The following is a 14,405-nucleotide window of genomic DNA, read 5'->3' as shown; positions in this document are numbered from 1 at the left end:
AAGATGACGGCCCCCCTCATCAGCTACTACGGCGACGACTTCACCGGCTCGACGGACGTGATGGAAGCTTTGGCATCGAACGGCGTTGCGACGGTGCTCTTTCTAGGGGTTCCTTCCTCCGAGATGCGCGGCCGCTTCAAGGAATGCCAGGCGATCGGCATTGCCGGAACGAGCCGAAGCGAGACGCCGGAATGGATGCAGTCGCACCTGACACCTGCGTTCGAATGGCTGAAATCCCTCGGGGCGAGCATTTGCCACTACAAGGTCTGCTCGACGTTCGATTCCAGTCCCAAGATCGGCAACATCGGAAAAGCGATCGAAATCGGTCGCGGGGTCTTCGATCAGTCTACCGTGCCTGTAATTGTCGGCGCCCCGCAATTGAAACGCTATACGGCTTTCGGCAACCTGTTTGCCGCTTACCAGGGCCGCACCTTTCGCATCGACCGCCACCCGGTCATGAGCCGCCATCCGGTAACGCCGATGCATGAGGCGGACCTGGTGCGGCATCTTGCGATGCAGACCGAGGTTCCCGTCGCATTGGCGGACTCTACTGTCATCACGGCTCCCGACGCCGACGACCGCATCGACGAACTCGTCGCCACGGATGCCGGCATACTCATGATCGACGTCAACTCCGCCGACACACAGCTGGCGGCCGGCCGACAGATGCTCCGCGTCACGGGAAAGGTGGGCACGTTCGTCGCAGGTTCGTCCGGAGTGGAGTACGCGATCGTAAGGGCGCTGCAGGAGCAGGGCGAACTGAAGGCAGGCGCCGGGTTCGCCGACGTCGGTGCCGTCGATCGACTGGCCGTGGTCTCAGGAAGCGTTTCGCCGACGACGGAACGGCAGATCCGGACCGCCCTCGAACAGGGCTTCGATGCGGTTGCGGTCGATCCGCTCGCGCTTGCCACATCGCAGGGCACACAAGCGGTTCAGGCCGCCGTCGCTGCCGGCCGCGAGAAGCTCAGAAACGGCAGGAGTGTTATTGTCCACACGGCGCTCGGACCATCTTCCGACGTCGGCAAGGCGCTTCAAGACGTTCCAGACGCGCGGCATCGGCTCAGTCGCGCCCTCGGGACGATTTTGCGCCAGCTTGTGGAAGCTGAAGGCCTCAAGCGCGCAGTCATTGCCGGCGGCGACACGTCCAGTCACGCATTGACGGAACTGCGCGTGGAAGCTCTGACGACCCTTTTGCCTCTTCCACAGACGCCCGGATCTCCGCTCTGCGTTGCCCATGGAACATACGTGCCCACCGATGGGCTGCAGATTGCGCTCAAGGGCGGACAGATCGGAACCGATGGGTACTTCGCCCAGATCCGCAACGGAAGGAGATCCTAGATGATCGATCGCCCTGGCAATCCAGGCAACGTTAAGGAGCAGGCAAATCGAGCGGCGCAAAGCGCGCGCTTCGTACGACGTGCGGGCGCAAGATCCATCTGATCTGCCGAAGTCCATCGTTGAATTGGGGCGCTGGCACCCGTGGTCTTTCGGATGCCAGCGCCTGAGTGGCCACAACGATATGGTGATCTGTCCACCGTATCGGCGTGATTTCAAATCCAGCATCTGAAAGGTCAGAGAAAATGACTAGAGTTGCCCTCTTCGGCGCCGGCGGCAAAATGGGCTATCGTCTTGCCAAGAACTTCAAAGGCTCGCGCTTCGATGTTCGCCACATCGAACTCAGCGATGCCGGCAAAGCACGCCTGAAAAATGATCTCGGCATCGATTGCGTCTCGGCGGAGGCCGGGCTCGATGGAGCCGAAGTTGTCATCCTCGCAGTCCCTGACACGGCAATCGGCAAGGTCGCTGCCGGTATTGCAGACAAGCTGAAGCCCGGCACTATGGTCGTCGCTCTCGACGCAGCGGCACCCTTTGCGGGTCACTTGCCCAAGCGCGACGATCTTACTTATTTCGTCACCCATCCCTGCCACCCGCCGATCTTCAACGACGAGACCGAGATGCAGGCCAAGAAGGACCATTTCGGTGGCCTCTTTGCCAAGCAGCACATCGTCTCGGCGCTGATGCAGGGACCTGAAAGCGCCTACGAACTCGGAGAAGAGATCGCCAAGGTCATCTGGGCACCGGTCATGCGTTCGCATCGGGTGACTGTCGATCAGCTGGCCATGTTGGAGCCGGGGCTTTCCGAGACGGTGTGCGCTTCACTGCTCGTCGTCATGCGCCAGGCAATGGATGAGTGCGTGGCGCGTGGCGTGCCCAAAGAAGCTGCCCGCGATTTCCTGCTCGGCCACATGAACGTTCTCGGCGCCGTCATCTTCGGAGAAGTCGATGGAGTGTTCTCGGATGCCTGCAACAAGGCCATCGAGTTCGGTATTCCCGCCTTGATGCGCGATGACTGGAAAAGGGTCTTCGAACCTCAGGAGATCGCCGACAGCATCCGGCGCATCACCTGAAACAGATGGCGAGGCAGGGCCTCGCCTAACACGCTCGGTCGGAGCCGACCGATTTTGGTCGGTCGGCTCCTCTCATTGTAGATGGCAAAGGCAGATTGAAATGACGGACTTGAAAGGTGCATTGATCGGTTGCGGCTTCTTCGCAGTCAACCAGATGCATGCCTGGAACGATGTCGAGGGCGCCAGGATCGTCGCGATTTGCGATCGCGACCCTGAACGCCTGAAGACAGTCGGCGATCAATTCGGGATCGAACGGCGGTACAGCGATGCCGAGGCGCTATTTTCCGATGGCCGCTTTGATTTCGTCGACATCGCGACGACCGTCCAGAGCCACCGCCCGCTTGTCGAGTTGGCGGCGCGGCACAAGATTGCTGCCATTTGCCAGAAACCGTTTGCCAAGTCGCTTGCCGATGCAAAGGCCATGGTGGAAGCATGCCAAAACGCCGGCATTCCCCTGATGGTTCACGAGAATTTCCGTTGGCAGGCCCCGATCCAGGCCGTCCGCAAGGCTCTCGAAGAGAATGCGATCGGCGTACCATTCTGGGGCCGGTTCTCGTTTCGCTCGGGCTACGACGTCTTCTCGGGTCAGCCCTATCTCGCCGCACAGGATCGTTTCATCATCGAGGACCTGGGTATCCATACCCTGGATATCGCCCGCTATATCCTCGGAGACGTCCGCGCCGTCACGGCCCGAACAAAACGGGTCAACCCAAAAATCAAGGGCGAGGATGTGGCAACCATCCTGCTCGACCATCAAAGCGGTGCGACATCGATCGTCGACGTCAGCTACGTCACTAAGCTTTCGAGGGAGCCTTTCCCCGAGACATTGATAGAACTCGATGGTTCCGACGGAACCATCCGGCTTACTCCAGGCTACCAGCTCGAGGTGACCAATGCTCGGGGCACGCACACGCTTGACGTATCCCCCAAGCTGTTATCCTGGGCTTCGCGGCCTTGGCACAACATCCAGGAAAGCGTCTATGCGATCCAGCAGCACTGGGTCGATCAGCTGAAGCGAGGTGGCGAACATTCGACGTCGGGTGCCGACAATCTGAAGACATTCGCTCTTGTCGAGGCAGCCTATGACAGTGCTGCCGGGCACCTGACGGTCGATGTCGAGGCGATGCTGCGATGACGGCGGATGCGTTCCAACTTTATGGCACCCGCGACGTTGAAGCGCCACCCGTTCAATTGCGCGCCGGAAGGCTTGAAGCGGATCTTGCGAGCGGCAATCTGCGCAACATTCGCTATGACGGGATCGAGGTACTTCGCGCCGTCTCCTATCTTGTCCGTGACCGTGACTGGGGCACGTATAGTCCAGAGATCACCGATCTAAAAATCGAAGACAGCGAAGGTTACTTCGAAGTCTCCTATCGGGCGCGTCTCGAAGGTCCCGACAGGACCGAGCTCACCATCGACGTCCGCATCGCAGGTACAACCGATCGGCTCGACTTCGAGGCTGAAGCCATCTCATACACCGGCTTTGAGACCAACCGCTGCGGCTTCTGCATTCTTCACCCAATCGTCGGCGTTGCGGGCATGTCGGCCATTGTAGAACACGTTGATGGGACGATCGAGACGACCCGGTTTCCCGATCTCATCGATCCATGGCAGCCGTTCAAGGACATGCGCGCCATCACCCATACCGCAATGCCCGGCGTCACTGTGGAATGCCGCATGGAGGGGGATACATTTGAAATGGAGGACCAGCGCAACTGGTCCGACGCTTCCTACAAGACCTATGTCAGACCGCTGGCGCTCCCCTGGCCCTATCGGATCGCAATAGACGAACCCGCAGGCCAGAGAACATCGCTGATCATCAAGGATGGACGCGTCAGCCAGTCGAGCCGCCACGCGTCGCCGAACGACATGATCAGGCTTGAACCAGGACATCGAACCGGCGTCATGCCGGCAATCGGGCTTGCCATCACTCCAGAGGAAGCCGAAGCGACACTCGCCGCGCGAGAGGCCTTGTCGGAGATCGCTCCAAAAGAGCTTATTTTCCATTTCGATCCCGGTGCCGGTCACAGCGGTGACGACCTCAGGCGATTTGCGGAAATTGCCACGATCCATCCTGGGCACACGACGCTCGAGATCGCCCTTCCCTGCAGGCAGAGTCCATCCACGGAAGCTGCGGACATTGCCCGGCTCATGCATTCGGCCGGCCTCAAGCCCGATGCGATCATGGTCTCGCCCTCGGTCGACAGGCAATCGACGCCGCCGGGCAGCCAATGGCCGGACTGCCCACCGCTTGACGAGGTCTATGCCGCCGCTCATGCCGCGTTTCCCGGCATTCGGATTGGTGGCGGCATGCTGAGTTACTTCACCGAGCTCAATCGAAAGCGCGTTCCGGCCAGGCAGCTTGGCTTCGTCAGTCATTGCACCAACCCCATCGTGCACGCCGCCGACGATCTCAGTGTCATGCAAACGCTGGAGGCCCTGCCCTTCATCACCCGTTCCGTGCGGGCCATCTACGGCGACATGCCATATCGGATCGGCCCATCGACGATCCCGATGCGGCAGAACCCCTACGGTAGTCGCACAATGGAAAACCCATCGGGTGAGCGGATCCCGATGGCCAACCGAGACCCCCGTCAAAACGGGCGCTTCGCAGAAGCTTTCGCTCTTGGATACGCCATCCGGGTGCTTGACGCTCATCTCGAATGCTTGACGCTGTCTGCGCTGACGGGGCCTTTTGGCCTGATTGCCGACGGTGACGAACCGATGGAGCGGGCGCTCCCTCGTCCATTGTTCAATACGGTGCGGACGCTGTCCAGGCTGACAGGCGCGGTCTGGCAGGAATGTATCTCGACGGCGCCGGCGGAGTTCCTCGCCGTTATCGTCAAGGATGGTTCGGGATCGACGCTCTACGCCGTCAATCTGACCAGCAAGACGCAGAGGGTCGATTGCGGCGCATGCGGTGCCGAAGCCATGTTCGTCGAGGTCGCTCCGTTTGCAACTGCGACGCTGCCGCTCATTCATTGAAATCGGTCGAACGGCTGCGACGGGTGGTCGTCATCGGGAACAAAGCGGACGCCGACCAGCTCTTACGGCGTCCCATCTCTAAATGGCGGTTGATGCTCAGTGCGTGCTTTGCCTTTCAGGTCTTTTCTGCCTATCCGCAATGTATGCTGACTACCTTGTTATACCAGTTGACATGTCGACGACTATCTGCAAAAAGACCTGAGCTTTACAAGAGGAGGATGGTAATGCTGACGTTTACCGCGAAATTGAAATCTGTGAGCATCGCTGCGCTGACGGTTGCCGCTCTCTCAGCAACGCCGGGGATGGCCGACAATCTCACTCTCTGGACCCTGAATTTCGACAACAACGCAGCCAATAGCGCTCTGAAAAAGGTGGCCAGCGATTTCGAGGCTGCCAATCCCGGTGCGCACGTCGAAATTGTTCAGCGCGCCGTTGACGAGCACAAGACCGCACTTCGCGTAGCGGCGGGTTCCAGCAAGGGCCCGGATATCTATTTCAGCTGGGCCGGGCTCGGCCTCGGCGGCGAATATGTAAAGGCGGGCCTCTCGCTGCCGCTCGACAAGTACTACACCCAGTACAAATGGAACGACGAGCTGCTTCCCTCTGCCTCCGCCTTTGCCGATCTCTACCTAGGCGGCAAGCATGGCGTCCCGTTCACATTCAAGGGCGAAGCGGTCTACTACAACAGGAAGCTCTTCCAGAAGGCCGGCATCACCCAGGAGCCGAAGACCTATGAGGAACTGCTCGCCGCTGCTGAAAAGCTGACGGCTGCGGGTATCCCCGGCTTTACGTTCGGTGGGACCGTCAACTGGCATGTCATGCGTCTTATGGACGTTATCCTTGAGACGAAGTGCGGCGCTGAGAAACACGACGCGCTCATGGCAATGAAGGTCGATTGGACCAAGCAGCCCTGCGCGACTGACGCCTTTACCGAATTCGCCAAGTGGACCAAGGACTACACGCTCCAGCCTTTCATGGGAATCGACAACAAGCAGTCCTACAGCCTGTTTACGGCGGGGCGGGCTGCGATGATGCTCGAAGGCGATTGGCTGGTGAGCCAGCTCAGCGGCAGTGGCGCGAATCTCGACGACTACGGCATTTTCCCGTTCCCGACGAACACCAACCGCCTTTATGGCTTTGCCGAGTACAACTACATCAGCACCAAGAGCAAAAACCCCGATCTTGCCGCCAAGTTCCTCGACTACTTCCTGTCGACCAAAGTGCAGCAGGACCTCGTCGGGCAGATCAGCGCGATCTCGGTGAACAAGAATGTTCAATACACCAACCAGAAGCCGCTCGAGGCGAAATGGCTGGATATCTTCAAGACCTACGGCAAGGTCTATATGAATGGCGACCAGGCGTTCCCGCTTGACGTTACGACCGAATACTTCCGGGTCATCAACGACGTCGCTGCCGGCAACTCCGCACCGGCCGATGCACCGAAACAGTTGCAGGCATTTATTTCGAGCCGAACCTAGTCCTCCCAAGTCGCGAGCCGATCGATCTGTCGGTCGGCTCGCTGGTTCGTTTCGCAGAACTGGCAGTGGCCATCCGCTGCCTGGAGGAGAGCATGTCCATCAAGCAATCGACACATGACCCGCGTGTGCAAGCGTTCATTCTGCTTGTGCCGGCTCTGGCGATCTACGCCGTTTTCGCCCTTTACCCGATGTTCAACGTCGTCCTGCTGAGTTTCCAGAAGTGGAACGGACTGGATCCCCAGCGCCAGTTTGTCGGGCTTGCAAACTACTCCGCGATCTTTACGAGGGACCCGGTTTTCTGGGTGGCCTTTCGCAACACCGTCATCTGGACGCTGATGAGCCTGGTCTTCCCCCCGATGGTGGGTCTGATGCTGGCTCTTAGCCTCAATCAGAGGATTTTCGGCCGCAACGGCCTCAGGGCGATCTTCTACCTCCCGGTTATCATCGCGCCGATCGCGGTCGCGACCATGTGGAAGTGGATGTATGACCCGTTTTTTGGTCTGTTCAGTCAGTTGCTGACGAACTGGGGCCTGCAGAGCTGGATCAAGGATTGGCTTGGTAACAAGGACATCGCGCTTTATTCGGTCTTCATCGCCTACCTCTGGCAGACGGTCGGGTTTTCGATGGTTCTCTTCCTTGCGGGCCTTCAGAACGTGTCCCAAACCCTCGTGGAGGCGGCTCGCATCGATGGCGCCGGCCGTTGGGCCGTCTTCAAGCATGTGACGCTTCCCGCGCTGCGTCCGACCGTTACCATCGTGCTGGTGCTTTCAATCATCTCGTCGCTCAAGGCCTTTGACATTGTCTACGGCCTTACCGGCGGCGGACCGGCACAATCGACGCAGATGCTCGCACTTTGGGCCTTCACGCAAGCAATGCAGATCTTCGATTTTGGCCGAGGCGCCGCGATATCGGTCGTCCTGCTGGCCATCACGATGGCGATCGTCATCCCCTACCTGCGCTGGACCCAAAAGCACGAGGAGACGGAAGCGTGACAGCCATTCAAACCGAAACCATCGCCCACGCGGACACGCAAGCCTCATCCGCAAAGCGTGACCCCGTACTCATCGCATTGTGGATCACGCTCGTGCTGGTCGCCCTGATCTGGGTCGCGCCCTTCGTCTTCATCGTGTTCACGTCGCTGAAGACGCCGGCTGCCATCACCGGCACGGGAGCATTCATGCCGCCGACCGAACTCGCCATCGACAACTATAGCGGCGCCTGGAGCCGCGGTAACTTTGCGAATTCCTTCCTCAACAGCGTCATCATCACGGTTATCAAAGTGCCGCTCGGCCTGATGCTCTCGGCCATGGCAGCCTATGCGCTCGCCAAGATCAGATTGAGGATCAGCAAGCTACTGCTTCTGCTCGTCGTTTTCGGAACCATGATCCCCTTCCAGGTCATGCTCGCTCCATTGTTCACTTTGGTGAATTCGTTCGGGCTGATCGACACCTATCCGGGGGTCATCCTTCCCTACATCGCCTTCGGCGTCCCCTACCAGGTCTTCATCCTGCATGGGTTCTTCAAGGGAATTCCGAAGGAACTGTCGGAAGCAGCGCTGATCGACGGCGCAACGCACTTCACGATTTTTCGCCGGATCTTCCTGCCCGTCTGCCTTCCGGTTCTTGCGGCTCTGCTCATTCTCGACTTCGTCTCGACCTGGAACGAGTTCGCCATGGCGCTGGTGCTGCTGCAAGACCAGCACATGTGGACGCTGCCGCTGGGTCTCATGTCGTTCCAGGGGCAGTTCTCAAGCAATTACGGCCAGCTCAATGCCGCGATCGTCATGACGGTCCTGCCGGCCACCATCGTCTACCTGATGTTCCAGCGCTACTTCGTGTCCGGCCTCACCTCCGGCGCGGTCAAAGGCTAAGGCCAGAAGAATTTCTACGAGGAGAATTCAATGTCTAATGCAGCTGTCGAAAAATGGGGCATGTTCGAGGCCTCCTTCCAAGGGCCTTCGCACGGAAATCCCTATCTCGACGTGGCGTTCGATGCCGTGTTCACCCACAAGAGCCGGGAGGTCTGCGTTCCGGGCTTTTACGACGGCAACGGGACATACCGTGTACGGTTCATGCCTGACGTTGAAGGCGAATGGACTTTCCGAACGCGCTCCGCGACAGAAGCACTGGATGGCAAGACTGGCTCTGTGGTGGCAACGGCACCCTCCTCCGGCAATCGTGGGCCGGTTCGCGTGCGCAACAAGTTTCACTTCGCCTACGCCGACGGAACGCCGTTCTTCTCCTTTGGGACGACCTGCTACGCCTGGACACATCAGCCGCTCGACATGCAGAAGCAGACACTGGAGACGCTGGCGAAAACGCGCTTCAACAAGATCCGAATGGGCGTCTTCCCGAAAGACTACCCGTACAATGTGAACGAGCCGCTTTACGCCTGCTTCGAAAAGAGTGCCGACGGCAAGGAAGACTTCGATCGGCCGAACCCGGTCCTCTTCCAGCATTTCGAACAGCAAGTCGCTGCATTGTGCACCCTTGGGATCGAAGCCGACATCATCATGTTTCATCCGTATGACCGGTGGGGCTATGCCGACATGTCTGCGGAGCAGGACTATCGCTATGTCGCCTATCTCGCAGCCCGTCTGTCGGCCTATCGAAACGTCTGGTGGTCGCTTGCCAATGAATACGACTTCCTGATCGACACGAAGCCCATGACGCAGTGGGATCGCTATTTCCACATCCTCGAGGAGAATGATCCGTACCAGCACCTGAGATCGATCCACAATGGTGACGTCAACTCGAACTACGACCACCGCAAGCCGTGGGTGACCCACACCTGCATCCAGAATCCCGACGTCAAGCGCACCCAGGAATGGCGTGAGACCTATGGCAAGCCCGTTGTAAATGACGAACCTGAGTACGAAGGAGACATTCTGGAGTCCTGGGGTAATCTGAGTGCGCAAGAACTGGTCCACCGCTATTGGATCACGGTCACCCGCGGTGGCTACATCGGCCACGGCGAAACCTACTCCCACCCTAAGGACCTGATCTGGTGGGCGAAGGGTGGCGAACTTCACGGCGAAGCCTGGAAGCGGATCGGCTTCCTCCGTGGTCTTCTCGATGCGGACGTCAAGAACGGCCTGGATCCGATCGGCCCGGTCACCCAATGGCCATGGTCGCGCGTCTCGGGGGCACGGGACGGGGATGGCGACTTCCGGCTGATTTACTTCGGCGAGCATCAGCCGATTATTTGGTCGTCTGGCCTGCCAATGGACGACGATAATTATGACGTCGACATCATCGACACCTGGGAAATGGCCATCACTCCCGCCGAGAGGGTCAAGGCTCCGGTTACCCATCCCGTGCGTCATGGTGCGGTAACGCGCGGCGGAAAGCCGGATGCGGCGTTCGGCGTGGTCATTCCACGCAAGCCGCATCAGGCTCTACGGGTCCGCAGACAGCGCTAGTCTAGAGGAGTTGAAATGTCTGGATTGAACATCAAGAACGTCAAGAAGTCCTTCGGCTCGGTCGACATCATCCACGGCGTCGATGTCGATATCGCCGACGGCGAGTTCGTCATTCTTGTCGGCCCCTCCGGCTGCGGCAAGTCCACCTTGTTGCGAATGATTGCCGGCCTTGAGGAAATATCCGCTGGCCAGATCAGCATCGACGGCAGGGTCGTGAACAACCTCCAGCCGAAGGATCGCGACATCGCGATGGTCTTCCAGAACTATGCGCTCTATCCGCAGATGACGGTTGCTCAGAACATGGGCTTCGCCCTGGAGCTTGCCGGAGTGAAGCGGCCGGAAATCGACAGGAAAGTCGGCGAGGCTGCATCCATCCTGGGCCTGCAGCCTCTGCTGGGACGGAAACCCGCACAGCTATCCGGCGGCCAGCGGCAGCGTGTCGCGATGGGCCGAGCCATCGTTCGAGATCCGAAAGTATTTCTCTTTGACGAGCCTCTGTCGAACCTCGATGCCAAGCTACGCGTCAAGATGAGAGCTGAGATCAAGGCGCTGCATCAGCGGCTGAAGACCACGATCGTCTATGTCACCCACGATCAGATCGAGGCCATGACCATGGCTGACAAGATCGTCGTGCTGCAGGGCGGTCGAGTGGAACAGATCGGTAGCCCTCTCGAACTATACGACCGGCCCAAGAACGCGTTTGTTGCAGGCTTCCTGGGATCGCCAGCGATGAACTTCCTCGAGGGATCTCTACAGGACGCCGGTGGTCCAGCATTGAGCTTGCCAGGCGGCTCGCGGATAAAGCTTTCGCGAGCGCCAAGCGCGTCGGAGGGCAGGCCTTTGATGCTCGGAATCCGGCCGGAGGACATAGCGCTCGGCGACGAGGATGGCGTCGACGCAGTCGTGAAAGTGATCGAGCCAACCGGTTCGGAAACCCATGTGGCCATTGAGGTCGAAGGCAGGGAACTAACATGGGTCGTCCGCGACCGTGTCGAGCTTGTTCCCGACCAGCGCGTAAAGCTTTCCTTCAAAACCCCCAAGGCTCACTTCTTCGACCAGCGGACCCATCAGCGTCTGGACGCCTAGCCCGGCCTAGAAGGCAAGGCCGCAATGAACAAATCGGAGCCCTCCATATCTCGACGGGATATGGAGGGCTCCTGATGTCGTTTTTGCGCCGTGGCGGATAGGAGGCGGTGCGCTCGCGTGGCGCTGTTCTCGCGGCACGAGAGTAGGAGAGAATACGGATCAATCTCTCTGCGGACAGCTAGCGGAGTTCAATAGGAGCCGCAGCTCGTTCTCGAGCCCACAAGGGCGTGACAACTTCAAATCGCAAGGCTGACATCACATCGGCACCTCGACATCAATTTATGCAAACATCGCATAAATTCCATGTCCAAATGTCGTTTGCGGATAAATCTGAACGCGGCGTAAGCTCCCTCCAAATTAAAAGATCGAACTCAAATTCGATACCAGGGAACAACTTCGTGAATAACTCAGCTCTCCTTGACCTTGATAAGCTCCAAATTGTGCGGCCACGAAAAATTGGCAACAAAATCATGGCTGCCATATGCATCGTGCTGCTTTTGCTGCTGGCGAGGGCCTTCTGGCAAGGCGACATCGCCTGGCAATATGTTTCGGAGAATCTCTTCTCCAAATCCATTTTGTCGGGTGTTTCCAACACGATCATTATGACGTTCTGTGCCATGGTCGTCGGTATCGTTCTTGGCGTTATCGCAGCCATCATGCGCATGTCGGACAATCCGGTTCTGCGCAATATTTCCATCGGATATGTCTGGCTCTTCCGCGGCACACCGGCCCTTCTGCAGCTGCTCTTGTGGTTCAACCTCGCCCTGATTTTCCCGAGGATAGGTATTCCGGGGCTGCTCTCGGTGCGCACCGTCGATGTGATGACACCATTCGTTGCCGCACTTCTCGGTCTGGGAATCCAGCAGGGTGCCTATACCGCCGAAGTGGTGCGTGCCGGTCTCCTGTCGATCGACAAGGGCCAGATGGAAGCCGCCCAGTCGATCGGCATGACGAAGCTGCGGGCAACGCTGAAGATCGTCCTGCCCCAGGCCATGCGCGTCATCGTTCCGCCGATCGGCAACGAGACCATCGGCATGGTCAAGCTGACGTCGCTCGCAAGCGTCATCCAGTATTCCGAGGTGCTGAGGAGCGTCGAAGACATCTACTACGTTAACTCGCGCGTCATCGAGCTGCTGATCGTTGCCGCTATCTGGTACATGGTCGCCGTCACCATCCTGAGCATCGCGCAGATCTACATCGAACGGCATTTCTCCAAGGGCTGGGGGCGGCGTGATGCCGGCGCACAGCATGCGACCCATCAGGCTCTGGTCGGGGAGGCTGGCTGATGGACGCGATCATCAAGGCACATGGGCTGCAGAAGTATTTCGGCACCTTTCACGTCCTGAAGGACATTAATTTCGAGATCAGGAAGGGCGAGGTCGTCTGCATCATCGGCCCTTCCGGTTCGGGCAAGAGCACCTTCCTGCGCTGCATCAACCAGCTCGAACAGATCGATGCCGGCTATGTCACGGTCGAGGATGAAATCGCGGGCTACCGCCGCGACGGCAACCGGCTGTTTCCGCTGCCGGATCGCGAGATCGCCCGCCAGCGCCAAGCCGTCGGCATGGTCTTCCAGAAGTTCCATCTCTTCCCGCATCGCACCGTCTTGCAAAACATCATCGAAGGCCCGGTCGGCGTGCAGAGAAGGCCGCGGCAGGAGTGCATCGCCGAGGCGCGCGCGCTTCTTCAACGTGTTGGACTGGCCGACAAGGCCGGCGCCTATCCGGGCGAACTTTCCGGCGGCCAGCAGCAGCGCATTGCGATCGCTCGCGCGCTCGCAATGAAGCCAAAAGCCATGTTGTTCGATGAGCCCACTTCGGCCCTTGATCCCGAACTTGTGGGCGAAGTCCTTGGTGTGATGAAGGAGCTTGCCGCTTCCGGGACGACGATGATCGTCGTCACGCATGAGATCGGCTTCTGCCGCGAGGTCGCGGATCGTGTCGTCTTCATGGACGCCGGCATGATCGTCGAGACCGGGACGGCCAGCGACATATTGGAAAACCCCAGGAATCCCAGAGTGAAGAACTTCATCTCTGCGGTGCTTTAACAACAAAACCTGAAGAACGATCATCAGAGGAGAATTTCATGAAGCCCATTCGTCTCGCCGTTTCGGCGGCCCTGCTGTCTCTCGCTGCGACCGCCGCCTCGGCGGATTCCAACCTGAACCTGCTCAAGGACGGCGAGCTGCGCATCCTGACGAACCCGATCTATCCGCCGATGGAATTCGTCAATCCGGACAGCGGCACCATCGACGGCTTTGACGTCGATCTGGCAAATGCGATCGCCAAGAAGCTCAATCTGACGACCGTCTTGGTCACCTCGGCTTTCCAGGAGCTGCAGAGCGGTCTCCAGACCGGCCGTGCCGATATGATCATTTCCGGCATGAGCGACAATGTGAAACGTCAAGCAAGCATGGACTTCGTCGACTACATTACCAGCGGCCCGATCCTGTTTACTGTCAAAGCCAATGCTGACACCTACAAGCAGGCGAGCGACCTTTGCGGCAAGACGGTCGCGGGAAGCCGCAGCACGTCCTTCGGCGATAACGTCAAGGATTGGAGCGCGGCCAATTGCCAGGCGAAGAGCAAGCCAGCCATCAAGTTCGAGGGAACAGCAGATTCGAACGCTGCCCGTCTCGGGATGAAACAGGGCCGCTATGATGCTGTCGTACAGGGCATCGAGACGATTGCCTATCAAATGCATGTCGAGCCAGACACTTACAAGCTGGTCGGCGATCCCCTGCTCAGCAACGACACGTTCGGCATGGCCTTCAAGAAGGACAACACGGCACTTCGCGATGCAGTTGCCGGAGCACTCGACGCTCTCATCAAGGACGGCACCTATGATCAGATCCTCAAGAAGTGGGGTCTCGTTCACAATGCCGTTCCGAAGGCCGTCGTGAACGGCGTCAAGTAACCTCTATAAGAAGCGCCGCCTCAAGAGCGGCGCTTCCCTACACAATGGAAGCAACATTCAGCCGAGGTGTGCAAGCACTCGCGGACGGGTGATTGCGCCCTAAACACATCT

At 58.9% G+C, this 14,405-nt stretch carries 12 protein-coding genes; all 12 read left to right on the top strand.

The window, feature by feature from the left end; translation table 11 throughout:
• The first annotated feature begins 3 nt into the window (after positions 1–3).
• The 12 genes from QD409_RS17370 to QD409_RS17315 all read left to right on the top strand — a co-directional run bounded on the left by QD409_RS17370 (position 4) and on the right by QD409_RS17315 (position 14,294).
• Positions 4–1,338: a four-carbon acid sugar kinase family protein gene (locus tag QD409_RS17370; RefSeq protein WP_092854714.1), complete on the top strand. Its 1,335-nt coding sequence runs from the start codon at positions 4–6 to the stop codon at positions 1,336–1,338.
• A 242-nt stretch (positions 1,339–1,580) separates the two neighbouring features.
• A complete protein-coding gene (locus tag QD409_RS17365; RefSeq protein ID WP_092854704.1) occupies positions 1,581–2,408 on the top strand; it encodes a phosphogluconate dehydrogenase C-terminal domain-containing protein in 828 nt (275 codons plus the stop codon).
• Between the two features lie 100 nt (positions 2,409–2,508).
• Complete coding sequence (locus tag QD409_RS17360; protein WP_092854702.1) at positions 2,509–3,543, top strand: Gfo/Idh/MocA family protein; 1,035 nt, start codon at positions 2,509–2,511, stop codon at positions 3,541–3,543.
• Positions 3,540–5,393 (top strand): D-apionate lactonase, encoded by a 1,854-nt coding sequence (apnL, locus tag QD409_RS17355; protein WP_092854700.1) that lies wholly within the window; start codon positions 3,540–3,542, stop codon positions 5,391–5,393. Before QD409_RS17360 ends, apnL begins: the two co-directional genes overlap by 4 nt.
• 224 nt (positions 5,394–5,617) lie before the next feature.
• Positions 5,618–6,871 carry an extracellular solute-binding protein gene (locus tag QD409_RS17350; RefSeq protein WP_092854698.1) on the top strand — a complete coding sequence of 418 codons (1,254 nt, stop codon included), beginning with the start codon at positions 5,618–5,620 and terminating at the stop codon, positions 6,869–6,871.
• Between the two features lie 92 nt (positions 6,872–6,963).
• The gene (locus QD409_RS17345; RefSeq protein ID WP_092854696.1) at positions 6,964–7,863 is read left to right on the top strand and encodes a carbohydrate ABC transporter permease; all 900 of its coding nucleotides are present in this window, start codon (positions 6,964–6,966) and stop codon (positions 7,861–7,863) included.
• Positions 7,860–8,741, top strand: coding sequence for a carbohydrate ABC transporter permease (locus tag QD409_RS17340; protein ID WP_092854694.1), 882 nt, complete (start codon positions 7,860–7,862; stop codon positions 8,739–8,741). The genes QD409_RS17345 and QD409_RS17340 overlap by 4 nt, the downstream gene beginning before the upstream one ends.
• 30 nt (positions 8,742–8,771) lie before the next feature.
• Entirely contained in the window at positions 8,772–10,292 is a 1,521-nt protein-coding gene (locus QD409_RS17335) for a DUF5060 domain-containing protein (RefSeq protein ID WP_092854692.1), read from the top strand.
• A 15-nt stretch (positions 10,293–10,307) separates the two neighbouring features.
• Entirely contained in the window at positions 10,308–11,378 is a 1,071-nt protein-coding gene (locus tag QD409_RS17330) for an ABC transporter ATP-binding protein (RefSeq protein ID WP_092854690.1), read from the top strand.
• A gap of 398 nt (positions 11,379–11,776) precedes the next feature.
• Positions 11,777–12,664 (top strand): amino acid ABC transporter permease, encoded by an 888-nt coding sequence (locus QD409_RS17325; RefSeq protein ID WP_245298144.1) that lies wholly within the window; start codon positions 11,777–11,779, stop codon positions 12,662–12,664.
• Entirely contained in the window at positions 12,664–13,425 is a 762-nt protein-coding gene (locus QD409_RS17320; protein ID WP_092854687.1) for an amino acid ABC transporter ATP-binding protein, read from the top strand. Before QD409_RS17325 ends, QD409_RS17320 begins: the two co-directional genes overlap by 1 nt.
• A 38-nt stretch (positions 13,426–13,463) precedes the next feature.
• Positions 13,464–14,294 (top strand): ABC transporter substrate-binding protein, encoded by an 831-nt coding sequence (locus QD409_RS17315; RefSeq protein ID WP_092854685.1) that lies wholly within the window; start codon positions 13,464–13,466, stop codon positions 14,292–14,294.
• Positions 14,295–14,405: the final 111 nt, after the last annotated feature.

Source organism: Rhizobium sp. BR 315 (genome assembly GCF_050577975.1).
In the GTDB taxonomy this organism is placed as follows: domain Bacteria; phylum Pseudomonadota; class Alphaproteobacteria; order Rhizobiales; family Rhizobiaceae; genus Rhizobium; species Rhizobium miluonense.
The sequence above is the reverse complement of the archived record's forward strand: the minus strand, read 5'-3'. Positions and strand labels throughout refer to the sequence as shown.

Excerpts from the sequence above, each read along its gene's own strand:
- QD409_RS17345 (WP_092854696.1), top strand. The coding sequence starts at position 6,964 with ATGTCCATCAAGCAATCGACACATGACCCGCGTGTGCAAGCGTTCATT.
- QD409_RS17330 (WP_092854690.1), top strand. The coding sequence starts at position 10,308 with ATGTCTGGATTGAACATCAAGAACGTCAAGAAGTCCTTCGGCTCGGTC.
- QD409_RS17315 (WP_092854685.1), top strand. The coding sequence starts at position 13,464 with ATGAAGCCCATTCGTCTCGCCGTTTCGGCGGCCCTGCTGTCTCTCGCT.
- QD409_RS17365 (WP_092854704.1), top strand. The coding sequence starts at position 1,581 with ATGACTAGAGTTGCCCTCTTCGGCGCCGGCGGCAAAATGGGCTATCGT.
- QD409_RS17360 (WP_092854702.1), top strand. The coding sequence starts at position 2,509 with ATGACGGACTTGAAAGGTGCATTGATCGGTTGCGGCTTCTTCGCAGTC.
- apnL (WP_092854700.1), top strand. The coding sequence starts at position 3,540 with ATGACGGCGGATGCGTTCCAACTTTATGGCACCCGCGACGTTGAAGCG.
- QD409_RS17370 (WP_092854714.1), top strand. The coding sequence starts at position 4 with ATGACGGCCCCCCTCATCAGCTACTACGGCGACGACTTCACCGGCTCG.
- QD409_RS17335 (WP_092854692.1), top strand. The coding sequence starts at position 8,772 with ATGTCTAATGCAGCTGTCGAAAAATGGGGCATGTTCGAGGCCTCCTTC.
- QD409_RS17320 (WP_092854687.1), top strand. The coding sequence starts at position 12,664 with ATGGACGCGATCATCAAGGCACATGGGCTGCAGAAGTATTTCGGCACC.
- QD409_RS17350 (WP_092854698.1), top strand. The coding sequence starts at position 5,618 with ATGCTGACGTTTACCGCGAAATTGAAATCTGTGAGCATCGCTGCGCTG.